General features: G+C 62.5%; 25 protein-coding genes. 6 read left to right on the forward strand and 19 right to left on the reverse strand.

The window, feature by feature from the left end; all coding sequences use genetic code 11:
- Positions 1 to 10 precede the first annotated feature (10 nt).
- Positions 11 to 1,609 (forward strand): phosphoglycerate dehydrogenase, encoded by a 1,599-nt coding sequence (serA, locus tag GGQ68_RS01905; protein WP_183962695.1) that lies wholly within the window; start codon positions 11 to 13, stop codon positions 1,607 to 1,609.
- 62 nt (positions 1,610 to 1,671) lie between these two features.
- On the opposite strand, the gene GGQ68_RS01910 is transcribed toward serA, so the two are convergent.
- Positions 1,672 to 2,040, reverse strand: coding sequence for a hypothetical protein (locus GGQ68_RS01910; protein WP_183962696.1), 369 nt, complete (start codon positions 2,038 to 2,040; stop codon positions 1,672 to 1,674).
- A 139-nt stretch (positions 2,041 to 2,179) separates the two neighbouring features.
- Between GGQ68_RS01910 and GGQ68_RS01915 the strand changes: the two genes are divergently transcribed.
- Positions 2,180 to 2,908 carry a metallophosphoesterase family protein gene (locus GGQ68_RS01915; RefSeq protein ID WP_183962697.1) on the forward strand — a complete coding sequence of 243 codons (729 nt, stop codon included), beginning with the start codon at positions 2,180 to 2,182 and terminating at the stop codon, positions 2,906 to 2,908.
- Here GGQ68_RS01915 and GGQ68_RS01920 read toward each other — a convergent pair.
- On the reverse strand, positions 2,885 to 4,657 hold the full coding sequence (locus GGQ68_RS01920; RefSeq protein WP_183962698.1) for a SulP family inorganic anion transporter: 1,773 nt from the start codon (positions 4,655 to 4,657) through the stop codon (positions 2,885 to 2,887). The genes GGQ68_RS01915 and GGQ68_RS01920 overlap by 24 nt on opposite strands.
- 566 nt (positions 4,658 to 5,223) lie before the next feature.
- On the opposite strand from GGQ68_RS01920, the gene GGQ68_RS01925 reads away from it, so the two are divergent.
- Entirely contained in the window at positions 5,224 to 5,658 is a 435-nt protein-coding gene (locus tag GGQ68_RS01925; RefSeq protein WP_183962699.1) for a universal stress protein, read from the forward strand.
- Positions 5,659 to 5,680: 22 nt separating this feature from the next.
- Complete coding sequence (locus GGQ68_RS01930) at positions 5,681 to 7,237, forward strand: alanine/glycine:cation symporter family protein (protein WP_183962700.1); 1,557 nt, start codon at positions 5,681 to 5,683, stop codon at positions 7,235 to 7,237.
- 130 nt (positions 7,238 to 7,367) lie between these two features.
- Here the strand turns inward: GGQ68_RS01930 and GGQ68_RS01935 are convergent, their stop codons facing one another.
- Positions 7,368 to 8,717: an aminotransferase class III-fold pyridoxal phosphate-dependent enzyme gene (locus tag GGQ68_RS01935; RefSeq protein ID WP_183962701.1), complete on the reverse strand. Its 1,350-nt coding sequence runs from the start codon at positions 8,715 to 8,717 to the stop codon at positions 7,368 to 7,370.
- A gap of 315 nt (positions 8,718 to 9,032) precedes the next feature.
- On the opposite strand from GGQ68_RS01935, the gene GGQ68_RS01940 reads away from it, so the two are divergent.
- The gene (locus GGQ68_RS01940; protein ID WP_183962702.1) at positions 9,033 to 10,397 is read left to right on the forward strand and encodes a sensor histidine kinase; all 1,365 of its coding nucleotides are present in this window, start codon (positions 9,033 to 9,035) and stop codon (positions 10,395 to 10,397) included.
- A gap of 66 nt (positions 10,398 to 10,463) precedes the next feature.
- On the opposite strand, the gene rpmE is transcribed toward GGQ68_RS01940, so the two are convergent.
- The 4 genes from rpmE to GGQ68_RS01960 form a co-directional block, all read right to left on the reverse strand.
- Positions 10,464 to 10,685, reverse strand: a complete 222-nt coding sequence (gene rpmE, locus GGQ68_RS01945; protein ID WP_183962703.1) for a 50S ribosomal protein L31 — start codon at positions 10,683 to 10,685, stop codon at positions 10,464 to 10,466.
- 12 nt (positions 10,686 to 10,697) lie between these two features.
- Positions 10,698 to 11,081 (reverse strand): 50S ribosomal protein L19, encoded by a 384-nt coding sequence (gene rplS / locus GGQ68_RS01950; protein WP_183962704.1) that lies wholly within the window; start codon positions 11,079 to 11,081, stop codon positions 10,698 to 10,700.
- Between the two features lie 219 nt (positions 11,082 to 11,300).
- The gene (locus GGQ68_RS01955) at positions 11,301 to 12,287 is read right to left on the reverse strand and encodes a sensor histidine kinase (RefSeq protein ID WP_183962705.1); all 987 of its coding nucleotides are present in this window, start codon (positions 12,285 to 12,287) and stop codon (positions 11,301 to 11,303) included.
- A gap of 69 nt (positions 12,288 to 12,356) precedes the next feature.
- A complete protein-coding gene (locus GGQ68_RS01960) occupies positions 12,357 to 12,689 on the reverse strand; it encodes a hypothetical protein (protein WP_183962706.1) in 333 nt (110 codons plus the stop codon).
- 176 nt (positions 12,690 to 12,865) lie between these two features.
- On the opposite strand from GGQ68_RS01960, the gene GGQ68_RS01965 reads away from it, so the two are divergent.
- Complete coding sequence (locus GGQ68_RS01965; RefSeq protein ID WP_183962707.1) at positions 12,866 to 13,795, forward strand: YihY/virulence factor BrkB family protein; 930 nt, start codon at positions 12,866 to 12,868, stop codon at positions 13,793 to 13,795.
- 3 nt (positions 13,796 to 13,798) lie between these two features.
- On the opposite strand, the gene GGQ68_RS01970 is transcribed toward GGQ68_RS01965, so the two are convergent.
- From GGQ68_RS01970 to ffh, 12 genes are all read right to left on the reverse strand, one after another.
- Positions 13,799 to 14,257, reverse strand: a complete 459-nt coding sequence (locus GGQ68_RS01970; RefSeq protein ID WP_183962708.1) for a GNAT family N-acetyltransferase — start codon at positions 14,255 to 14,257, stop codon at positions 13,799 to 13,801.
- Positions 14,250 to 15,047, reverse strand: a complete 798-nt coding sequence (trmD, locus tag GGQ68_RS01975) for a tRNA (guanosine(37)-N1)-methyltransferase TrmD (protein WP_183962709.1) — start codon at positions 15,045 to 15,047, stop codon at positions 14,250 to 14,252. The genes GGQ68_RS01970 and trmD overlap by 8 nt, the downstream gene beginning before the upstream one ends.
- 52 nt (positions 15,048 to 15,099) lie before the next feature.
- A complete protein-coding gene (locus tag GGQ68_RS01980; protein ID WP_183962710.1) occupies positions 15,100 to 16,233 on the reverse strand; it encodes a hypothetical protein in 1,134 nt (377 codons plus the stop codon).
- Positions 16,234 to 16,431: 198 nt separating this feature from the next.
- The gene (rimM, locus tag GGQ68_RS01985; RefSeq protein ID WP_183962711.1) at positions 16,432 to 16,935 is read right to left on the reverse strand and encodes a ribosome maturation factor RimM; all 504 of its coding nucleotides are present in this window, start codon (positions 16,933 to 16,935) and stop codon (positions 16,432 to 16,434) included.
- 393 nt (positions 16,936 to 17,328) lie between these two features.
- Positions 17,329 to 17,694: a 30S ribosomal protein S16 gene (rpsP, locus tag GGQ68_RS01990; protein ID WP_183962712.1), complete on the reverse strand. Its 366-nt coding sequence runs from the start codon at positions 17,692 to 17,694 to the stop codon at positions 17,329 to 17,331.
- Between the two features lie 56 nt (positions 17,695 to 17,750).
- Positions 17,751 to 18,056, reverse strand: coding sequence for a chorismate mutase (locus tag GGQ68_RS01995; RefSeq protein WP_246429215.1), 306 nt, complete (start codon positions 18,054 to 18,056; stop codon positions 17,751 to 17,753).
- Complete coding sequence (locus tag GGQ68_RS24205; RefSeq protein ID WP_246429216.1) at positions 18,049 to 18,651, reverse strand: GNAT family N-acetyltransferase; 603 nt, start codon at positions 18,649 to 18,651, stop codon at positions 18,049 to 18,051. Before GGQ68_RS24205 ends, GGQ68_RS01995 begins: the two co-directional genes overlap by 8 nt.
- Positions 18,648 to 19,247 carry a GNAT family N-acetyltransferase gene (locus GGQ68_RS02000; protein ID WP_343055810.1) on the reverse strand — a complete coding sequence of 200 codons (600 nt, stop codon included), beginning with the start codon at positions 19,245 to 19,247 and terminating at the stop codon, positions 18,648 to 18,650. Before GGQ68_RS02000 ends, GGQ68_RS24205 begins: the two co-directional genes overlap by 4 nt.
- Positions 19,244 to 19,753: a GNAT family N-acetyltransferase gene (locus GGQ68_RS02005; RefSeq protein ID WP_183962714.1), complete on the reverse strand. Its 510-nt coding sequence runs from the start codon at positions 19,751 to 19,753 to the stop codon at positions 19,244 to 19,246. Before GGQ68_RS02005 ends, GGQ68_RS02000 begins: the two co-directional genes overlap by 4 nt.
- Positions 19,750 to 20,280 (reverse strand): GNAT family N-acetyltransferase, encoded by a 531-nt coding sequence (locus tag GGQ68_RS02010; protein ID WP_183962715.1) that lies wholly within the window; start codon positions 20,278 to 20,280, stop codon positions 19,750 to 19,752. The genes GGQ68_RS02005 and GGQ68_RS02010 overlap by 4 nt, the downstream gene beginning before the upstream one ends.
- The gene (locus GGQ68_RS02015) at positions 20,277 to 20,804 is read right to left on the reverse strand and encodes a GNAT family N-acetyltransferase (protein WP_183962716.1); all 528 of its coding nucleotides are present in this window, start codon (positions 20,802 to 20,804) and stop codon (positions 20,277 to 20,279) included. The genes GGQ68_RS02010 and GGQ68_RS02015 overlap by 4 nt, the downstream gene beginning before the upstream one ends.
- A gap of 93 nt (positions 20,805 to 20,897) precedes the next feature.
- A complete protein-coding gene (ffh, locus tag GGQ68_RS02020; protein WP_183962717.1) occupies positions 20,898 to 22,415 on the reverse strand; it encodes a signal recognition particle protein in 1,518 nt (505 codons plus the stop codon).
- Positions 22,416 to 22,444 lie beyond the last annotated feature (29 nt).

Here is a 22,444-nt window from a genome sequence, read left to right on the forward strand (position 1 = left end):
GACCAGACACATGGCTCCCAAAGTTCTCGTTTCCGACAAACTCTCCGAAACCGCCGTCCAGATCTTTCGTGATCGCGGCATCGAGGTCGATTTCATGCCCGATCTGGGCAAGGACAAGGACAAGCTGGCAGAGATCATCGGCAAGTACGACGGCCTTGCCATCCGCTCCAACACCAAGGTCACGCCCTCGCTGCTGGAGCACGCCGACAACCTGAAGGTCGTTGGCCGCGCCGGCATCGGCACCGACAACGTGGATAAAGAAGCGTCCTCCAAGAAGGGCGTGATCGTGATGAACACGCCGTTCGGCAACATGATCACCACCGCAGAGCACGCCATTGCGATGATGTTCGCCGTGGCGCGCCAGATCCCCGAGGCCAGCGCATCGACCCATGCGGGCAAGTGGGAAAAGTCCAAGTTCATGGGCGTCGAGCTGACCGGCAAGACGCTGGGCGTCATCGGCGCGGGCAACATCGGTGGCATCGTCTGCGACCGTGCGCGCGGCCTGAAAATGAAGGTCGTGGCCTATGACCCCTTCCTGTCGGAAGAGAAGGCCGAGAAGATGCAGGTCGAAAAGGTCGAGCTGGACGAGCTGCTCAAGCGCGCCGACTTTATCACGCTGCACGTGCCGCTGACCGATGGCACGCGCAACATCCTGTCCAAGGAAAACATCGCCAAAACCAAGAAGGGCGTGCGCATCATCAACTGTGCCCGCGGCGGTCTGGTGGACGAAGAGGCCCTGGCAGAGGCGCTGAAATCCGGCCATGTGGCTGGCGCGGCCTTTGACGTCTTCGCCGAAGAGCCGGCCAAGGAAAACGTCCTGTTCGGTCTGCCGAACGTGGTCTGCACACCGCACCTTGGCGCGTCGACCACCGAGGCACAGGAAAACGTGGCGCTTCAGGTGGCCGAGCAGATGTCCAACTACCTGCTGACCGGTGCCGTTGAAAACGCGCTGAACATGCCCTCCGTGACCGCACAGGAAGCCAAGGTCATGGGCCCGTGGATCGAGCTTGCCGGACACCTCGGCAACTTCATCGGTCAGATGTCCGACCAGGAGCCGATCAAGGCGATCAACATCCTGTACGATGGCGAAGCCGCGACCATGAACCTCGAAGCGTTGAACTGTTCGCTCATCGCTGGCATCATGAAGTCGGTGAACCCCGACGTGAACATGGTCTCCGCGCCGCTGATCGCCAAGGAGCGTGGCATCAAGATCGCCACCACCAACCAAGCGCAATCCGGTGCCTTTGAGGGCTACGTCAAGGTGACCGTCGTGACAGCCTCCAAGGAGCGGTCCATCGCCGGCACCGTGTTCTCGGATGGCAAGCCGCGCTTCATCCAGATCAAGGGCATCAACATCGACGCCGAAGTGGGCCGTCACATGGTCTACACCACGAACGAAGACGTGCCCGGCATCATCGGCACGCTGGGCAACACCTGTGGCTCGAACGGTGTGAACATTGCGAACTTTACCCTGGGCCGGGCGAGCGCCAAGGGCGAAGCCATCGCGCTGCTCTACATCGACGACGCGATGCCGCAGAAAGCGATCGACGCGCTGAAGGCCACCGGCATGTTCAAGCAGGTGAAACCGCTGGAATTCGACGTCGCCTGATTGGCGCTGTCATGAACGATGAAACGCGGGCGGCCTTCGGGTCGCCCGTTTTTATGTGCGCCTTACGCGGTGTTGCGTGAACGGATCACCACCAACAAGAACACCGCCATGGATAAAAACGTCAGGACCGATCCTATCTTGGCCACTGCGGTGCCGTTGTCGGTCAGGGCCATGACGATGCCGGGGATGATGACCACCACGCCCGCCAGCGCGATGGCGAAATGCACCCATGCAAGCTTTCCTCTGGCCAGCGGCACCACTTGGTAAAACCCGGCAAAGATGGCAAAGCCGACCCAGCCCAGCAGGTTCAGGTGCGCGTGCGCAATGGACAAAGAGTGGTCATCGGTGGCCGACATCTGAATGCCCCATCCCATGCCCAGCAGGGCGGAGACCACGGCGAGCAGCATGAATGCGAGTGAAATTCCTCTCATGACAGGGTCCTTTCGGTAAATGATTGCTAAAAAACAAAGAGCGAAACGACTCTCAGAATGTCAGCTTCCGCCAATCTGACAAGAATTTCTTGGTCGCGGTGATATGGTCGGCCTTGCGCCTGCGTGCTAGATCACCGGCATGACGCAAAAACTCTACGCCATGGGCGACATTCACGGGCAGCGCGAGATGCTGGAAGGCGCCTTGTCGCTGATCGAAGCAGACGGTGGGCGCGATGCGCGCATCGTGTTTCTGGGCGATTACGTTGATCGGGGCCCGGAGTCCAAAGGCGTGATAGAGATCCTGGCACAAGGGGTGGCCGAGGGCCGCAACTGGACCTGCATCAAGGGCAACCACGATCGCCTGTTTGAGTGGTTCGTGACCCCGCCCCATCCGCGCAACGATCCGCATCTGATCATCGGCTACGACTGGACGCACCCCAACATCGGCGGGCGCGAAACCATGCAATCCTATGGCGTCGAGGTGCCAGAGCGCATCCGGTCCAGAGAATTGGCCGACGAGGTGCGCGCCAAGGTGCCGGATCATCATTTGACCTTCTTGAACGGTCTCAAGCTCTCGCACCGCGAGGCGGGCAAGTTCTTCGTTCATGCGGGCGTGCGTCCGGGTGTGCCGCTGGCAGATCAGGTCGAGGATGACATGGTCTGGATCCGCGACGAATTCCTGAAGGATACCCGCGATCACGGCGCACTGGTGGTGCATGGCCACACGCCGGTCGATGCGCCGGAGCTGCACGCCAATCGTCTGAACCTTGATACCGGCGCGGGCAAAGGACACCCGTTGTCCGTGGCCGTGTTCGAGGGCGAAGAGATCTCAATCCTCAGGGAGTCAGGCCGCGTTCGCCTCGGCTGACGGGCCATCATCGCCCGGCGCAGGGCTGAGCGCCTGCCACGCCTGATACTGCGACAGGAAGACCTGACCGCTGAGATCCTGCAGCAGATGCGACCGTTTCAGGCGATCCATCACCGGGCCTTTGACCTCTGACAGGTGCAGCAGGATGCCCATGTCGGACAGGCGGCGGTTCAGCTCTTCCAGCGTGTGCAGCGCGGACATGTCGACCTCGTTCACGGCGGCACAGTGCAGCACCACATGTTTGATCGGCTCATCACAGGTGACGCGGTTGAGCACGTAGTCCTCCAGAAACCGGGCGTTGGCGAAATACAGGCTTTCATCCACCCGCAGCGTCACCAGATGCGGACGGGTTTCCACGTTGTGCCGCAGGATATTGCGGAAATGCTGCGTGTCCGGCACCAGCCCGACCTCGGCCACATGCGGGCGCGACGTCTGGTACAGGTGCAACCCGATGGAGATCAGAACACCGGCGGAGACGCCGACCTCCACCCCCATGACCAGCGTCAGAAAGATCGTCGCGGCCACGGCGGCAAAGTCCATGCGCGAATAGCCCCAGGCCTTGGACAAGATCGACAGATCCACCAGCGACAGCACGGCGACGATGATCGTCGCGGCCAGGGTCGCAATGGGCAGGAAGTACAGCAGCGGGGTCAGCAGCAGCGCGGCCAACCCAATGCCCACGGCGGTAAAGGCCCCGGCGGCGGGCGTTTCGGCCCCGGCGTCAAAGTTCACCACGGACCGCGCAAAGCCGCCCGTCACCGGATAGCCGCCGGTCAGCGCAGAGCCGATGTTTGACGCGCCAAGGCCGATAAGCTCCTGATCCGGAACGATGCGCTGACGTCTTTTCGCGGCAAGGGTTTGCCCCACGGACACCGATTCAACAAATCCGATGATGGAAATCAGGATCGCCGGCAGCAGCAACTGCCCCCACAACGTCCCGTTAAGCGAGGGCAGGGTGATCGGTGGCAGGCCCATGGGCACTTCGCCGACGATCTTCACACCATGTTCATTCAGGCTGAAGGCCCATGTGACCAGGATGGTCGCGGCAACGGCGGCCACGGGACCGGCCTTCGCCATGATATCGGCCAAGCGCGGGGCCAGCCCCTTGGAGATCAGCAGCGGCTTCAGCCCCTTGCGCACCCAGAACAGGAATGCGGTGATTGTCACGCCAATAACAAGTGTGATGACATTGGTCTGGCCGATGTTGGACAGCAGCGCGCCCACCGTATCTATCAGGTTGTGACCGGAGGCCTGCACGCCAAGGATATGTTTTAACTGCGAGGTCGCGATCAGGATGCCCGAGGCGGTGATGAATCCGGCAATCACGGGATGCGACAGGAAATTTGCCACAAAGCCCAACCGCAAAACGCCCATCGCCAGCAGGAACACGCCGGATATGAACGCCAGTGTCCCGGCGGCCAACGCGATCTGCACCGGGTCGGTCAACCCCAGATTGCCGATGGCCGCGGCAGTCATCAGCGACACAACGGCCACCGGCCCAACGGCCAGCGCGCGCGAGGTGCCAAAGAGCGCGTAGGCAAACAGCGGCAGGATTGACGCATATAGCCCCATCTCCGCAGGTAGGCCCGCCAGCAGCGCATAGGCCAGCGACTGAGGGATCAGCATGATGGTCACGATCACCGCTGCCACCATGTCAGATGTCACCTGCTCCCGCGTATAGGCGCGGCCCCAGGTGAGGATCGGCATGTATTGCGTAAAGGTGCGGGCGGACATCCGGGGAAGTTTCATTGAAGTGTCCTGCTATATGACGCGAAAGGTCGCCTTTGTCTTCATATACATTCTAAAAATAGAATTTGAAAGATGCACGGGCTGAATTTTCCGCCAAACCTGTTGGTGCAGGCCCCGACACCTTGCGCCCTGGCGGTCGTGGCGACAACGGCAAAGGCAGTTTGGTCCGCGCCTTGGTCATCGGAGCAGGTGCAGGAGATCGACCGATATCCGGCGCCTGCGATATGGAAGGAGGGCTCGACGGTGATCTGAGCCGAGACAGTGATATCGCCATGTGTCTGTCAAAGGTCCAATGCGCGTCCCTGCGGTCCGGGGAATCGGTCACGGATCAGACGGTCCGATTGGCGATTTTGGCCAGATGAAGCGCACTCCCGCTATGATTGTTCACGCAAGAATCCGCCGACGATCCTAACAAACCGCTAACACACGCGCCGAATGCACGGTTTGGCATGACGTATTTGGCGAAATTAAAGGCTGATGCGCCGGATTCCGTAAATTCGCCTGCTCGGTGTGCGATAGTTTGTCACAATTGAATAACGAGTAAAAAATCAGGGGAGTGACACACCATGTCCGACAAATTTATCGTCGGCTTCGATGGCAGTGAACCAGCACAACGTGCGCTGGAATTTGCCACGGGCCGGGCCGCCGCCCAAGGGGGCAGCGTGCTGATTGCCCATGTTCTTGAGTGGTCGCCTTATTCGTTCCTCACCCCCAACGAGTTGGAGGAGCGCCACGCCCGCCGCAAGGACGAGATGGCCCGCGCCGAAAGCGCCATTCTCACCCCCGCCAAAAAGCAGGTCGCCGCGGCCGGGATCGAGGTCGAAACAGTGATCCGCTACGGCCACATCGCGGAAACGCTCTCCAAACTGGCAAAGACAGAAGGTGCCACGCAATTGGTGCTGGGCCGCGACGGCCAGTCGAGTTTCGGCAGCCGGGTGTTCGGCTCTGTCGCGGGCTCACTGGTCCAGATTTCACCGGTGCCCTGCACGATCGTCCCCTGACGCCAAGCCAAAGGAAATTGCAATGACACGACTTTTCACACGGGTCGCGCTGGCGGCCATGGCGTTCATGGCGCTGGCCCACGGCGCGCAGGCGCAGGACGCGGTCGGCATCGACCAAAAGGTCAACGAGATCTTTGCCGGGGCGACCGGCTGGTTCGTCAACGGGATCTTCAGCCCCATCCCCGGAACGAGCTTTCCCTGGATCGTGGGCTGGCTGGTGGCCGCGGCGACGATCTTTACCATCTATTTCGGCTTCATCCAGTTCCGCGCCTTTCCGCATTCGATCGCGCTGGTGAAAGGCGACTACTCTGACCCCAACGACGCGGGCGAGGTCAGCCACTTTCAGGCGCTGGCCACGGCGCTCTCGGGCACGGTGGGCCTGGGCAATATCGCGGGTGTGGCTGTGGCCGTTGGCATCGGTGGGCCGGGGGCGACCTTCTGGATGATCCTTGCGGGTCTGTTGGGCATGGCGTCGAAGTTCACGGAATGCACGCTCGCGGTGAAATACCGCAACGAGTACCCTGATGGCACCGTCTCCGGTGGTCCGATGTATTACATGGTCAAAGGCTTTGCGGAGCGCTCATTGCCGGGGGGCAAGTTCCTTGCGGTGATGTTCTCGATCTTCTGTATCCTGGGCAGCCTCGGCGGCGGCAACATGTTCCAGTCGAACCAGGCGCACCAGGCGCTGACCGGCGTGCTGGGAGAGTATCCCGGCTGGATCACGGGCGTGATCTTTGCGGTGATCGTGTTCGTCGTCATCGTTGGTGGCCTGAAATCCATCGCCAGCGTGACCGAAAAGGTCGTGCCTCTGATGGCGGTGATCTATGTGGGCACAGCGCTGATTATCCTGATCATGAACGCCAACATGATTGGCTGGGCGTTCGGCCAGATCTTTGCCGGGGCGTTTACCGGTCTGGGTGTGGCGGGCGGCTTTGTCGGGGCGCTGATCCAGGGGTTCAAACGGGCGGCGTTCTCCAACGAGGCCGGCGTCGGGTCCGCGGCCATCGCCCACTCTGCGGTGCGCACCAAGGAGCCGATCACCGAAGGCTTCGTGTCACTGTTGGAGCCCTTCATCGACACGGTTGTGATCTGCACGATGACGGCGCTGGTCATCATCATCACACAGCAGTTGATGGTGGATGAGGCCACGGGCCTGTACATGCTGAACGAGGCGGGCACAGCCATCGCCACGGTCGACGGCAACACCGGTGTCAGCCTGACGGCCGCGGCCTTTGGTGCGACCTTCAGCTGGTTCCCGACGGTTCTGGCCATCGCGGTGATCCTGTTCGCCTTTTCCACCATGATTTCATGGTCCTACTACGGTCTGAAGGCGTGGACCTTCCTGTTCGGCGAAGGCAAGGCCAAGGAGCTGACGTTCAAGATCATCTTCTGCCTTTTCGTTGTCATCGGCGCGGCGGCGAGCCTTGGCCCGGTGATCGACTTCTCCGATGCGGCGATCTTTGCCATGGCGGTGGTGAACATCTTTGGCCTGTATTTCCTGATGCCCGTCGTGAAGCGGGAGCTGGCGAGCTACCAGTCGCGGCTGAAATCAGGCGAGATCCGCAAATTCACCGAGTGATCTTCGCGTAATGCAAAGGGAAGGGGGCGTCGCATCAAGCGACGGCCCCTTTGTATTCGGGCACCTGCGGAGCCCCTTGGGGCGCTGCCCCGAACCCCGAAGTACTTCTGAAAGCAAGGAGGCGTAACGCTCAGGCCTTCGCGAAGCCCGCGTCCAGGGCCGTCAGGATGGTGTCGATTTCGGCCTCGGAAATGGTCAACGGGGGCGACATCAGGATATTGTGGCCGCTGGCGCGGACCATGGCGCCCGCATCGTACGTGGCGTCGTGGATGCGTTTGACGGTGGCGGCATCGAGCGGGGTTTTCTTGGCGCGATCAGACACCAGTTCCAGCCCGCTCATGAGCCCGTGCCCGCCGCGCACATCCCCGATGAGGTCGTGTTTTTCGGACAAGCGCCGCAGACCGTCGTAAAGCTGGGTGCCGCGTTCGGCCGCGTTGTCATGCAGGTTCAGGCGCAGGGTTTCCGACAGGCAGGCGGTGACGGCAGCGGCGCCCACGGGATGGGCCGAATAGGTGTAGCCGTGGCTGATCGTACCGTCTGCGGTGCTGCCCTCGAACACCTCCGCCACTTTGCCGGACATCAGCGCCGCGCCAACGGGGAAGTAGCCGGAGGTGATGCCTTTGGCCGTGCTCATCATGTCCGGTTTCACCCCCCAATGCCGCGCGCCGGACCAATCGCCTGAGCGGCCAAAGCCGGTGATGACCTCGTCAGAGATCAACAGGATGCCGTGACGGTCGCAGATCTCGCGCATCATGGGCATGAAGCTCTGGTCCGGAACAAGCACGCCACCCGCGCCCAGGATCGGCTCCATGATCAGGGCGGCGATGGTGTTGGCCCCCTGAAAGGCAATCTCGTCCTCGAAGGCCTGCGCAATCAGCTGTGCCAGCTGCGCCGGATCGGTTTCGTTGAAGGGGTTGCGGTAGGGGTAGGGCGCTGGCAGGTGGAAACAGCCGGGCAGCAGCGGTTCGTAGTTTACGCGGAACCGATTGTTGCCATTGACCGACGCGCCGCCGAAATGTGTGCCGTGATAGCCCTTTTTCAACGAGATGAACTTGGTCCGCGTCGGCTCGCCCCGCAGGCGATGGTATTGCCGCGACAGGCGCAGGCAGGTCTCCACACTGTCTGACCCGCCGGAGGTAAAGAAGACGCGCTCCATCCCATCGTCGGCAAAAAATTCCTGGACGGCATGGGCGGCCTCGATTGCGGGCGGGTTCGTGGTCCCGGCAAAGGCGGAGTAATACGGCAGATCGTAAAGCTGCTTGGCGATGGCTTCCTTGACCAAGTCATTGGAATAGCCAAGGTTCACGCACCACAGGCCGCCGACCGCGTCCACCACGCTATGGCCGTCGATGTCGGTGATATTGACGCCTTCGGCCCCGGTGATGATGCGTGGCGGATGTGCCTGTGCCTCGCCTGGATGGGCCATGGGGTGCCAAAGCTGGCGGGCGTTGTGTTCCTTGAGAAAGTTCTCGTCCTTCATGGCGCGACTCCGTGACGACTGATGCCTGAATTTGATCAAAATTAGCCACCGACCCGTGCTGATGTCCAGCGAAAGCAACTGGGGGCGCATTTGCAAGCCGTAGGGAATGCCGCCGCACCAAGGCGATTGATGCATTCAGGTGAGCATTCGCAAAACGTTCTCCCTCAGGATGTTACTGCTCGTTAACCAACTTCCGACGTTGCGAGATCGCTGGATGCTGGACTAGGTTTAGGGCGCGCGGCTTCGATCTTAGCGTGATATTCACCATATTGCGGCCGTGCCGGGCCGCGTCACTCGACAGGAGACAGCTTTGCGATGATGCCGCAGGACGCCCGCCAGGACATGCAACTGCTTCATGAAGTGGAGTATGGCGTCCCGCAGGAGCTGATCATGCGCCTCGTGGGGATCTGCGTTGGCGCTGTCATGATGTATATCTACGATGCAAGTCTTTTGCCGGTGGCGTGGTGTCTTGGCTATCTGGTGTCCCATGCGGTGCACTATCGCTTTGTCACGTCGCGGCTGGATCAGGCGGAGCCGCACGATCTGGTGACGGCGGGGGTGTTGTACCTGGTGGTCGTGGTGAGCTTCATGTGGTTGCCATCCTACTACGCCATGCAGCATGATCCGATCCAACTTTACATCGGGACGGTGCTCATTACCTCGACGATGGTGTACCAGATCCGGCGCGGTGACCGGCACCTGTGGCTGAGTTGGGCGCAAATCTTGATCTTTGCGGTGATGGTCACGGTGGTTATGGCCAGCCACTTGCACGATTTCACCAGGCCGATCGAATGGATCGGAGCCATATTCGTCACCTGTGCGGGGTTTGTCTACGTGGGGCTGGCGATGCTCTATTCGCGCAAATCTCGGCTGGAGACGGAAGAGGCGGCGCAGCGGCTGGCGCAGGATCAGAAGATGTCCGCCATCGGCCGGTTGGCCGGGGGTGTGGCGCATGATTTCAACAACATGCTGACCGTGGTGAAAGGCAATCTGGAACTGTACCATCTGCTTGACGACCCGCAGGACCGCGCGGATGCCGTCCACGAGGCCCAGATGGCGGCGGAACGGGCAGAGGAGGTCGTGCATCACCTGTTGGTCTACGCGCGCAAGGCGCCGATGCGGCCGCGGGTGATGGATGCCAACGAGGCGGTGGTCAAGACCATGACGCTGATCCGGACCATGGTGCCCGAGGGGATCGAGAAACAGGTGGACCGTTGGCACCACCGCTTGCCGATGGAGGTGGACGACGGGCAATTTGCGACCGCGCTGCTGAATTTGGTAAAGAATTCCGTGGATGCGATGAGCGGGCAAGGGACGCTGTTGGTCAAGTTGTCGCTTGAAACGATCCCGGAAGAGCAACTCCTGACCAGCGGCACGCGGTTGGCACCCGGTAAATACGTGGCGATCTGCGTGCGCGACAGCGGCAGTGGCATTCCGCCAGAGATTCTCGCCCGCGTGTCCGAACCGTTCTTTACCACCAAGCCGACGGGCAAGGGCACCGGTCTGGGCCTGTCGATGGTCGCGGGCTTCTTGCAATCGGCGGGCGGCGGGCTGTGCGTGCGTAGCGATGCGGCGGGCACCGCTGTGACCATGCTCATCCCCGCGCGCGAAATCCAGGGTGCGCCACTCCCGAACACGAAGGCGGCCGCGTTGGCCGACACTTCAGGTATCGCCCCATAACGAGCGGACTAACGCAAAATGCCGCCCCAAAGGAGCGGCATTTCGACAAATCGAATGGTCGTTCGATCAGAAGCCGAGGCCTTCGTACTTCTTCTTGAACTTGGAGACGCGGCCACCTTGGTCGAGCATACGGCCCGTGCCGCCGGTCCATGCCGGGTGCGCGGTGGGGTCGATGTCGAGAACGAGCGTGTCGCCCTCTTTGCCCCATGTGGTGCGCGTCTGGAACTCTGTCCCGTCGGTCATTTTGACGGTGACGAGGTGGTATGCGGGGTGCAGATCCTTTTTCATCTCGTCAGGTCCTTACGCTTTTGCGCCCTTGGGGGCTTTGTAGTTGGTGTTCTCGACGATACGAGCCGACTTACCGCGGCGCGAACGCAGGTAGTACATCTTCGCACGACGGACACGGCCGCGACGCACGACGGTGATGGATTCGATGTTGGTGGAGTACAGCGGGAAAACGCGCTCCACACCTTCACCGAAGGAAATCTTGCGAACGGTGAATGCGCCCGCGATGCCCTTGCCATGCTTGCGAGAGATGCAGACACCCTCGTAGTTCTGAACACGGGTGCGCGTGCCTTCAGTCACCTTGTAGCCGACGCGAATGGTGTCGCCAGCTTTGAAGTCGGGGATCTCTTTCCCCAGCGCAGCGATTTGCTCCGCTTCGAGTTCTGCGATCAGGTCCATCTGATCTCTCCTTCATGTTACGCGCGGTTTGCCCACGGAAATGTCTGGTAAGCGATTGATCCGCATCGGATTTCAGCCGGCCAGCTATTGGTTTGTTGCCGCGGTCCGCAGGAAACAGGACCGCTAAATCCAAAGGCCCCGAGTCGCCTCGAAGCCTTTGGATGCGCTCTCTTACGCGCCAAACCCTCATGTTTCAAGGGCTTTGAAAGGGCAGGCCCCTCAGTCGCGTTTGATGGGAAAGGTCACGGACACGGTGCTGCCGCCGTCGGGACGTGTCTGGCTGTCGCGCGTGCCGCCAAGGTCGCCGATAAAGGCCGTGATCAGCCGGTGACCAAGGCCGGAGCCCTCCTGGCTGGCGCCGCCGTTGCCATTGTCGCGCACGTCCAGTCGCGCGATGCCCTCTGCCGCGCTGAGGGCCACGGTGATTTCGCCATTTTGGTCGGGGGCAAAGGCGTGTTTCACGCAGTTGGTCACCAATTCGTTGACCACAAGACCCACGTTCACCGCCTGATGGCTGTTCAGAAGGATCGGCTCGACCTCGGTTGTGATGGTCAGTCGACCATGGTCCTCGACGCTGTTGCGCAAGGCGTGGATGATGGACGTCAGATAGTCGTCCATTTGGATGGAATCGATGGTCTGATCCGTGTGCATCGCCGCATATAGCTGTGCCACCGCAGAGATCCGCGCCCGCACCCGATCCAACGCCTCTTTGGCCTCTGGCCCGGCGGAGCGCGCCTCCATCTTTGTAATCGACGAAATCACGGCAAGGCTGTTCTTCACCCGGTGGCCAAGTTCCTGAAACAGCTGCTGCGATTGCTCCAGCGCATGTTCCCGGGCCTCATCCGCCGCCTTCCGGGCGGTGATGTCGCGGAACATGATATACAGTTGCCCGTGTTTCTCTGCCGGGCTGGCCTGAACCTCGAACCAGCGTTTCATGACGGGGGAGTGGTTTTCAAACCGCAGGGTTTCGCGCCCCAATCCGACCCGTGCGTAATAGTCGATCCAGCTGCGTTCCAGTTCGGGCACCATTTCCAAAGCGGTCCGCCCTGTGGCATTCTTGAGACCGGTGAACTCCGCGAACAGATCATTGATGCGAAGGAACCGGTAATCGACGGGGTTGCCATCGGGATCTGTGATGATCTCGGCAAGACAAAGACCGTCTCCGGTCATGCGTGTAATGGCGTTGAATGGGATCTGGCTATACATCACAGTTACATCGTTGAGTGGTGCTCAATTTTCACGAGTTGTGGGTGATTTGCAAGCGGTTACGCGGTACTAGTGCTGCGCGCATCGGCTGAGCGTGACGCCATTCATGGTTTGGGCATTCAGATGCATGGTGATGACCACTGTAACGTCCGGATTGCCCTGCGCATAGGTCAGGATATCGGCACACGCGCCCAGGCCATTGTCTGCTTCCACCAGGAATTCCAGCGGGCCGGACGTCTCTGACGCGAGGGTGACTGCCAGTGTCTCAGGGGCCTCGACCTCTTGGGGCAGTACGGCAAAGGTGGACAACTCAGACCCGGAAAACCGATATTCCACCGTGTGTTCCCAAGCGATGGCAGGCAACGGCAGGACAAGCATCAGGCAAAGGATCGGCGCGCGCATCGGGGTCCCCTCCGGGTTTGGGATTTCAGAAGTGTTGCAGAGCCGCCCGCCTCTGCCAAGCCTTTAGCGCAAACTCGGGCGACAAGGGCGCGCGGAACGAAAGCCGTCTGGTTCAAGTTGACGTTAGAAAACGTTGCAACGCGCCTGAGGCAGGCATCCAAACACATGAGGCCACGATGAGCGACACCGCGAAAAGACCGACCCGTCTGGGGTTCAGCGGCTGGAAGTCTGTCGCCTTTCGGGTGAAGGACGCCATTGACCGCGACCACGTCGGGCTGGTGGCGGCAGGGGTGGCGTTCTACGGCCTTTTGGCGATCTTTCCCGCCATCGCGGCCGTCATGGCCATCGGGGGCCTGTTCATTGCACCCGATGAAGTTGCGGCTCAGTTGGACCAGGTGGCCGCCTTGCTGCCGCAGCGCGCCGCAGAGATCATCACCGAACAGGCCGCCTCCGTCGCCGGAACGGAAAGCGGCGGCCTCGGGCTGACCGCCTTGATCGGTATCGGCCTTGCACTTTGGTCGGCCTCACGGGGGGTCTCCACCTTGGTGGAAGGGCTCAACATCGTTTACGAAGAAACCGACGGGCGCGGCTTCATCAAGGGCAAACTGGTCACTCTGGCGCTGACGGCGATGCTGGTGATCGGCCTTGTGGCGGGCTTGGGCGCGGTGCTGGTGCTGCCCAGTCTGCTGGCGATTTTTCCCCTGGGGGCCGGCACCGAAGCGGTCGTCGGGCTGATCCGCTGGGCGTTGCTGTTCGCCATGACAGTTCTGGGCGCTGCGGTGCTTTATCGTTTTTGTCCCGATCGCCGGTCGCCGCGCTGGTCGTGGACCTTGCCGGGCGCGGTGTTGGCGAGCGTGCTGTGGGTGATCGGCTCCGCACTTTTCGCGCTATATGCGGCAAATTTCGGCAGCTATCAGGAAACCTTCGGCTCGCTTGCGGGCGCGGTGGTGATGCTGTTCTGGTTGTGGATCTCCGCTTGGGTGATCCTGCTGGGCGCAGAGCTGAACGCCGAGCTGGAGGCTCAGGTCCGCCCCGACACCACAACCGGCCAGCCGCGCCCCGTGGGCAAACGCAACGCCGTCAAGGCCGATCAGGTCAAAGGCTGACGCTCACAGCACCCGCTTGAATCCCGCGTGCGAACGGGCAAAGCCGAGGCTCTCGTAAAACCGATGCGCATCGTGCCGCGTCTTGTGAGAGGTCAGCTGCACCATGCGGCAACCGCGCGCCTGTGCCGCCTCGATCGCCCAGATCATCATCTGCCGCCCAAGGCCCTGCCCCCTCAGATCAGTGGCCACGCGCACCGCTTCGATCTGGGCGCGCCACGCCCCCTGATGCGACAGGCCGGGCAGGTAGGACAGCTGGAACGTCCCGACCACGCGCCCGTCCGCCTCTGCGACCATCAGGTGCTGGTTCTCATCCCGCGCGATCGCGTTGAAGGCATCGATATACCCCGCATCGACGGTCTCCCCGACGACCTCGCGCGTTTGGCCCAGCGTATCATTGGCGAGCAGCGCCAGGATCACGCCGATGTCCGTGAGCCGCGCGGGGCGGATCAACAGATCAGTCATTTTTGCGCGCCTGAAAGGCTTCCCACAGGTCGGGGCGGCGGTCGCGGGTCAGCGCTTCGGCCTGCGCGCGCCGCCACTTGGCGATCTCGCCGTGGTTGCCGGACAGCAGAACCTCGGGCACCTTCTCCCCCGCCCAGTCGCTGGGCCGGGTGTACTGCGGATGTTCCAGAAGACCGTGGGAGAAGCTCTCCTCCTCCGTGGACTCCGCGTTGCCCAGAACGCCGGGCAGCAGGCGCACCGTTGCGTCCAGCAACACCTGTGCAGGCAGCTCACCGCCCGTCAGGACGTAATCGCCCATCGACACTTCGGTGATGTCGTAACGGTCGATCACCCGCTGATCGAGCCCCTCGAACCGGCCGCAAATCAGCGTCGCGCCGGGCCGTTGTGCCAGATCGCGCGCCATGCCTTGGGTAAACGGACGCCCGCGCGGGCTGAGATAGATCAGCGGTGCCGCGCGATTCTGCGTGGCGCGCGCGGTTTCGATCGCGGCGGCCATCACATCGGGGCGCAACACCATCCCGGCGCCGCCGCCGGTTGGGGTGTCATCGACGTTGCGATGCTTGCCCTCGCCAAAGCTGCGCAGCGGCACGGTCTGCAACTGCCACAGCCCGTCCTTCAGCGCCTTGCCGGTGAGGGACATGCCCAGAATGCCGGGAAAGGCGTCCGGGAACAGGGTGATGACCTGGGCCCGCCACGCGCGGGCCAGATCGGGCGCAGGTTCCATCAGATCGCGCGGCGTGAGGCTCGGGCGGATGGTCTTGCGGCCATGTGATTTCGTGGGCGTCGACATGGCGTTGCCTTAGCCCGAGCCATGGCCGGGGGGCAAGCGGCCAATGCGTGTGTCAGACGGGTGTGCCCATCTGCGTGGCGGGCTCGGTCGCGGGGTCGAAATAATCTTTGCGCTTCGGCGGTGCCACCATGCGCCCCTGACGCAAATTCCAGTTGGGACGCATCCGGGCAGGGCGGCCCTGACGCGGCAGGAACGCGCCATGCGGACGCGGCCAGTCGCTGCGGGTCAGCGACGCGACCTTTTGCAGGGCCTCTTCCATGCGACTGCTCGCCGCGCTCAAGGCGTCAGAGGCGTCCAATTCCAGCAGCCCATCGCGATAATACCCCGCGTTCCAGCGTTCGATCAGGGTGCGGATCTCGCAGAGGTAGGCTGAATCGCCTCGCTGTGCGGCGGCCACCAGCGTGCCATCCGTGACGATGTGCGCCAGATAGGTCGCCACAGTCGTCTGGTCGCAGGCAGCGTGCCGCAAACACCACAAGGCGGCCTCTCGTTGCTGTGGATCGGTCGAATCGTGGTGCAGAACCACATGGTGCCACAGGTCCACGTCCGCGGGGCCAAGGGCCTGCAGGCCGTCAATCAACCGCCATGTCGTCTGATCGTTGTTCTGGCGCGTCCACAGCCCTTGCGTCGCAAGGAACAGTCGATTGCAGCGGTCCCACTCGGCACGAACAAGGGCCATTTGATCAATCTCGTCGCGCAGGCTCAGCACGCTGTCGGGGCGACGAAAATACTGCGCCAGCCGTCCGGCTTCCCCCGGCGTTGAGGTCAGGAGGCGCTCCAGCATGTACAGGGTGGCAAGGCGGGTTTCCGTCGCCTCCGACAGCGTCATGGGCTGCCAGGCCTGTATCACGCGCAACAGGGTCCATGCGACGGCCTGCTCGCGGGTGGACGGACCGGGTTCCAGCGTTTGCGCTGCTTCCAAGGCGCTCGCGACTGCGCTGCGTTGCCGTGTTTCCGAAGGCAGGTCACTGGGCATGCCGCGCAGGGGCATCATCTTCGTCAGGGGGAGGGGACGCTTTTTGGCTTTGGGGTAGGTCAACGCGGCGAATACTGCCGCCACACCGCCAAATGTGGCCAAAACGGCGGTGGGCAGGTGCGCGCTATAGCCCACGGCGATCACCACTGCGGCAAGTGCAGGGACCAGAACCAGGCTGGAGAGCAGCTGTCTGTGCGACGTCCTATCCACTATAACACTCTCATAAATTGCGACTCGATTAATGGCAAAACTGTACGAAAAGAATGGCGGGAAGTAGACGCGTTCACCGGTTTTTTAGGTTAATTTGGGCGGTTGATTGCACAATCCGGCCTGCATTCTAAAATTGTATTCAATAACGCGACAAAAATGACGGCGAAATCGCGACACGCGTTTCCGTGACGATCAACGTCAGTCCAAAAGACCCTCGGGCGGGTCGGCCACCAGACGCCCGCTTGCCAGGTCGACCGTCGGCACACAGGCCATCGTAAAGGGCAACAGAACGGTGCGAGATTCACCGGGGCGGATGACCTCCAGCAGATCAGAGGCGCCGTGGTTCAGCACGGCCCGCACCTGACCCAGCTCAACACCACCGGTGTCAAAGACGCTCAGACCGATCAGGTCAGCGTGGTAATATTCGTCATCGGGCAGCGAGGGCAGGCGGTCGCGCGGCGCGTACAGGCGCACGCCCTTCAGCGCGTCGGCCTGTTCCTTGGTGCGGACACCGGTCAGTCGGGCGGAAAAGCCCTGCTTGATCTCGCGTGAGATTTCCAGATCGTAGCTCGTGCCGTTGTCGCCGCTCAGAGGCGCGTATTCGGCAATGGCCAGCGGGTCGGCGGTAAAGCTTTTCAGCCGCACTTCGCCGTGCACCCCAAAGGCCCCGGCAATTGCGCCAACGCAGATCTGATCGTCCATGTCATCCCCGTCGTGCATCGTTATGCCTTTCATTTCACGGAACAAAATCCGGACCGCATCCATTGGCCCCCAGATGTGTCACACAGCGCCTGCTGTTGTCCACGCTCATAGAACACGCCTACGGCAAAGGCGATGACCAACAGAATGGGAAGACGGATCAGGCGAAACATGGCCGCAGGTCTGCCACGGCACAGGCCGCTGCACCAGAGGGGCGATGCCCGCGCGTGGCTGATGGTCGACAAACCGCCGATCGCCTTCGCGGGATGCGGCTGCACGACCCCTCAAAATGTAGAAGCCCCGGCGGTCCGCGCGGACGCCGGGGCTAGGGCCTGCCCCCGGTGGGCGGGGGCAGGCTGGGCACGGCCCCGCAAAATGGCGGGAACCGAACCGAACTCATTCCTCGGCGGGAGCTTCTTCCGCTGCGGCGGCCTTGGCGGCCTTCTCTTCTGCACGGTCCTGAGCTTTCTTGCCCGGAACGGCTTTCTTCGGGTTGTTGCGCTCTTTCTTCTCGATCACGCCAGCCGCTTCGAGGAAGCGCGACACGCGGTCGGTCGGCTGCGCGCCGTGGGACATCCAGTACTGGATGCGCTCGATGTCCATTTTCACGCGGTCTTCGGAATCTTTCGCCAGCAGCGGGTTGTAGGTGCCCAGCTTCTCGATGAAGCGGCCATCGCGCGGCATGCGCGAGTCAGCTGCAACGATACGGTAGAAGGGGCGCTTCTTGGAACCACCACGGGCGAGACGGATTTTAACGGCCATTGTATTTCTCCTTGAACTGAATGGCAGGGCCGGACCGGGGTCCGGTTAGGTCTGGGTTAGGCTTGGTGTTCCTTATGGTGTCGGATCACCTCCTGAATGATGAAATTCAGGAATTTCTTGGCGAAGTCCGGGTCGAGATCGGCCCGTTTCGCAAGGTCTTCGAGCCGCGCGATCTGATGCTCTTCGCGCGCAGGGTCGGAGGGCGGGAGGTCGTGGTCGGCTTTGAGCTTTCCAACGGCCTGCGTGTGCTTGAACCGCTCGCCCAGCGTGTAGACGAGGATCGCATCGAGGCGATCAATGGACTCGCGGTGTTCCTTGAGGATTTGCGCCGCGCGGGTAACGTCATTGGGTGCGTCAGTCAATTGCAAAGCCTTTCGGTTTGAACAGCGGGTCCTGGTAGTGGGCGATTTCCATGTCGATGCCGTGGCCGGTCTGACCCTGCAACTGGGCCAGCGTCGGGTGCCGGTAAACCGCATCGCTGCCGTCGATGGAGGGCGCGTCGCGGTCCTTGACGCAGCCCAGCCGCTCGGCCAGTCGAATGGAATCGAGGTTCTTGGGGTCGATGTAGGACACCGCCGTGTCCCACCCCATGTCCTGGTAGAAATGGCGGCGCACCCGGTCGGTGGCCTCCAGCGCGTAGCCCTTGCCGGCGCGGTCGGGCCAGATGATCCAGGCGATCTCCCGCTCCGGCCACTTTGCCGGGAACCAGCCGCCGGCCATGCCGACGGTCTCGCTGGTCTCCTTCAGGTGGATCATCCACATGCCAAAGCCACGGATCTCCCAATGGCCGATCTCTGCGGCATAAAGCATCCAGGTCTCATAGGCGTTCAGCGGCCCGCCCATGAAGCGCGAGCGATAGGACGCAAAAGTCGCCTTGAAATCGGGGTAATCCTGCGGCTGCGGGGCCTTCAGCAGCAGCCGTTTGGTTTCCAGAACAGGGATGTTCACGATGCTCATGCGGCCCCCTGCGCGTGGCGCCAGATGTGCCGGTGGTCGGTCCCCAGGGCTGCCTCGGCCTGCGCGTCACGACGTGCCCCGGAGCGCTTCATCAGGCGAATGCCGCGGTCGTCGTCAGGGGCGACAGAGCTGACCACGCTGTCCCAGTTCAGCGCCGAAAACGCATGGTCGCGCGCGGCCTCCAGCGCCTCCAAGGCGTAGCCCTGACCCTCTGCACCGGCGGACATGAACACACTCAGCTTCGGCTCAGGATCGTCCCAGCCATAGCCCAGTAGCACAAAGCCGGCGGTCGGCGTGGTGGCCGCGTCGATGGTCCACAACCCGTGCCCGTGCAGCATCCAGCAGGCAACGTAATTGGTGAAGTCGTCCCAGGCGTCCTTGCGTGAATACGGGCCACCCCAAAACACCGCCCGATCCGACGTCAGGATATCGGCATAGGCCTTGAAGTCATAGACTCGCGGGCCGCGCAGTTGCAGCCGCCTGGTGTCCAGCACGGGCACCTTGCCGCCCATGCGGGCCGCCGTGCGCGCGGCGGGGCCGGGCCGGTGCTTTTCACAGGGGGCGTGTAGCGTGGGGCGCTTTGCGATCTCCGTCACTGCCGCGCCTCCGGGTGGCGCCACAGGTGCACGGGCCGCCCCAAAAGGGTCGTCTCGCGTTCCGGGACGGCACCAAGCTTCAGCACCACGCCCTGTGCCGCACCGTTGTCCGGGTGCACAAAAGACGCCAGCCGGTTCAATCCATGCGCTTCCCAGGCCCAAAGACGGGCGGCACGCATGGCCTCGGTGGCGTATCCCTTGCCCTCTTCGCCAGCGTCGAAGATGTGGCAGGTCAGTTCCGGTTCTTCCCACATCACGTGGTTCAGCAGACCGGTGCGTCCGATCACCTCGCCCTTGCGGGTGATGGTGAACATGCCGTAGCCGCGCAGACCCCAATGGCCGAATTGCGACAGGAACCCACGCCACATGTCAAAGCGGTCCGTACGCGGACCACCGACAAATTGCGCGCGCTGCGACGCCATGAACCGCGCCACTGCGTCGAAATCTTCTTCTTCCGGGGTGCGCAGCACCAGACGGTCGGTGGCGATCGAGATATGTGCCTTCATCCCAGCACCTCCTGCGCGGACGGATGCCGCCACAGCTCGTCTTCCCCCATGTGTTCGTTGTGATAGGTGCGCTCGTACTGCGCGCCAAGCCGCGCGGCGAGCGCCTTGGACCGGGTGTTCGACGGCACGATGTTCGACGTCAGCGTCGTCATGCCAAGCTCGGTGTAGGCCCAGATGCGGGCGCGCTGGGCGGCCTCGTAGGCCAGGCTGCGCCCCTCAAAGCCCTCGAAGACCACCCAACCCAGTTCCGGTTCGGGCCAGGGCACGGGATTCCAGATGCCGGTGATGCCGCAGGGCTGGCCGCTGGCACGGTCAACGATGGTGAAATAGCCGTAGCCGTGCCAATGCCAGTGGCCGACGTTCAGCGTGAACCAGCGCCACGCATCGCCCTGTGTGGGGGAGGTGCCAAAGCCCGCGCTGCGGATCGGGTCGCGCAGGAAGGTCATGACCGCATCGGCGTCGCCCTTCTCAGGGCCACGCAGCAGCAGGTTTTCGGTCTCCAGAACGGGGGCGGTCACAAGGCTCATGCGTAGGCCTCGGGGTTGCCATCATCGTCATCGGAGGGGTGACGCCAGACCTGCGCCGGACCGCCAAGCAAGGTGGTTTCCCGTTCGACCTGTGCGCCGAGCCGCTGCGCCACGCGCTGCGACGCGATGTTGTCGGGGTGAATATAAGAGATCAGCGGCCCCATGCGCAGGGTGCCATAGGCCCAGTCGCGCACGGCGGTGGCCGCCTCGGTCACGTACCCTTGTCCCTCGAAGCCGTCAAAAAGCTGCCAGCCCAGTTCAGGTTCGTCCCACGCCGGATGCTCCACGATGCCCACGCGGCCCACAGGGGCGTCGTTGTGAAGCACTGTGAAATAGCCAAAGCCCTTCATCGTCCAATGCCCGGCGGAGGCCAGAAAGGCCCGCCACGCCGCATTTTCATCTTCCATCGGTCCGCCCACGTAGGCCGACCGCTCCGAGCACAAGAAGGCGCGCACCGCAGGCCAATCGGCTTGCAGGGGCAGCCTGAGGGTCAGGCGCTCGGTATGGAGGACGGGTTTGGTCATGGTATCGGGGCTTGGGTGCCTGTGTTTGCTGCGGGATGCGTCCGACGGGAGTGTTTCGGACGACTGAAAGCCGAGGGGCGCGGTTGCCGGTCCTTACTTCTTCTTGCCAAGACCGGAGAGGCCGGGGGGCAGGCCGCCCATGCCACCCATTCCCCCCATGCCGCCGGGCAGGCCGCCTTTGGCGCCCATCTGCTTGGCTGCGGCTTCGAGGGCCTTGGGATCCATCTGGGAGGGGTCCATGCCGGGCGGCATCCCGCCCTTGCCGAACATGCCCTTCATGGCCTGTTTCATCATGCCACCTTTGCCCATCTTGCCCATTTTCTTCATCATGTCGGACATCTGGCGCTGCATTTTCAGCAGCTTGTTCAGGTCGGAGACCTCCATGCCCGCACCGGCGGCGATGCGCTTCTTGCGGCTGGCCTGAAGCAGGGCAGGGTTGGCGCGCTCCTTCTTGGTCATGGACTGGATCAGCGCGATCTGGCGCTTGATCATCTTGTCGTCCATGTCGGCGCTGTCCATCTGCTTGGCCATCTTGCCCATGCCGGGCATCATTTCCATCATCCCGGCCATGCCGCCCATCTTGATCATCTGCTCAAGCTGGGTCTTGAGGTCGTTCATGTTGAACTGCCCCTTGGAGAAGCGCTTCATCATGCGCTCGGCCTGTTCGACCTCAAGCGTTTGCTGCGCCTTCTCGACCAGCGCCACGATGTCGCCCATACCAAGGATACGGCCCGCGACGCGGTCCGGCTCGAAGGTTTCCAGCGCTTCCATCTTTTCGCCCAGGCCGACGAACTTGATCGGCTTGCCGGTGATGGCGCGCATGGACAGGGCAGCACCGCCGCGGCCGTCACCGTCCATCCGGGTCAGCACGACGCCGGTGATGCCGACGCGGTTGTCAAAGTTCTCGGCGGTGTGCACGGCATCCTGACCGGTCAGGCCATCGACCACCAGCAGCGTTTCGCGCGGGTTGGCCACGTCGCGGACCGCTTCGACCTGGGTCATCAGCTCTTCGTCGATGGACAAACGGCCGGCGGTGTCGAGCAGGTAGACATCATAGCCGCCCAGACCCGCCTGTGTCTTGGCGCGCTTGGCGATGGCGACAGGGTCCTCGCCCTTGACGATGGGCAGCGTGTCGACGCCGATCTGCGTGCCAAGGATCGCAAGCTGTTCCATCGCCGCCGGGCGGTTCACGTCGAGCGAGGCCATCAGGACCTTCTTGCCGTCGCGCTCCTTCAGGCGCTTGGCCAGCTTGGCGGTGGTCGTGGTCTTGCCGCCACCTTGCAGACCGACCATCAGGATCGGCGCGGGCGGGTTGTCGATCTTCAGCTTGCCGGGATCGTCATCCTCGCCAGACAGCACGGCGATCAGCTCGTCATGAACGATCTTCACCACCTGCTGGCCGGGGCTGACCGACTTGGTCACCGCCGCGCCGGTGGCTTTCTTCTCGACGGCCTTGATGAACTGGCGCGCCACCGGCAGGGAGACGTCGGCCTCCAGCAGGGCCACGCGCACCTCCCGCAGGGCGGTCTTTACATCGTCTTCGGACAGGGCGCCCGCCTTGGTCAGCCGGTCGAACACGCCGCCAAGGCGTTCGGAGAGATTTTCGAACATGGGCTTTACGCCTTTCTTTCTGTCTCTGT

The sequence above is a fragment of the Sagittula marina genome, from assembly GCF_014196795.1.
In the GTDB taxonomy this organism is placed as follows: domain Bacteria; phylum Pseudomonadota; class Alphaproteobacteria; order Rhodobacterales; family Rhodobacteraceae; genus Sagittula; species Sagittula marina.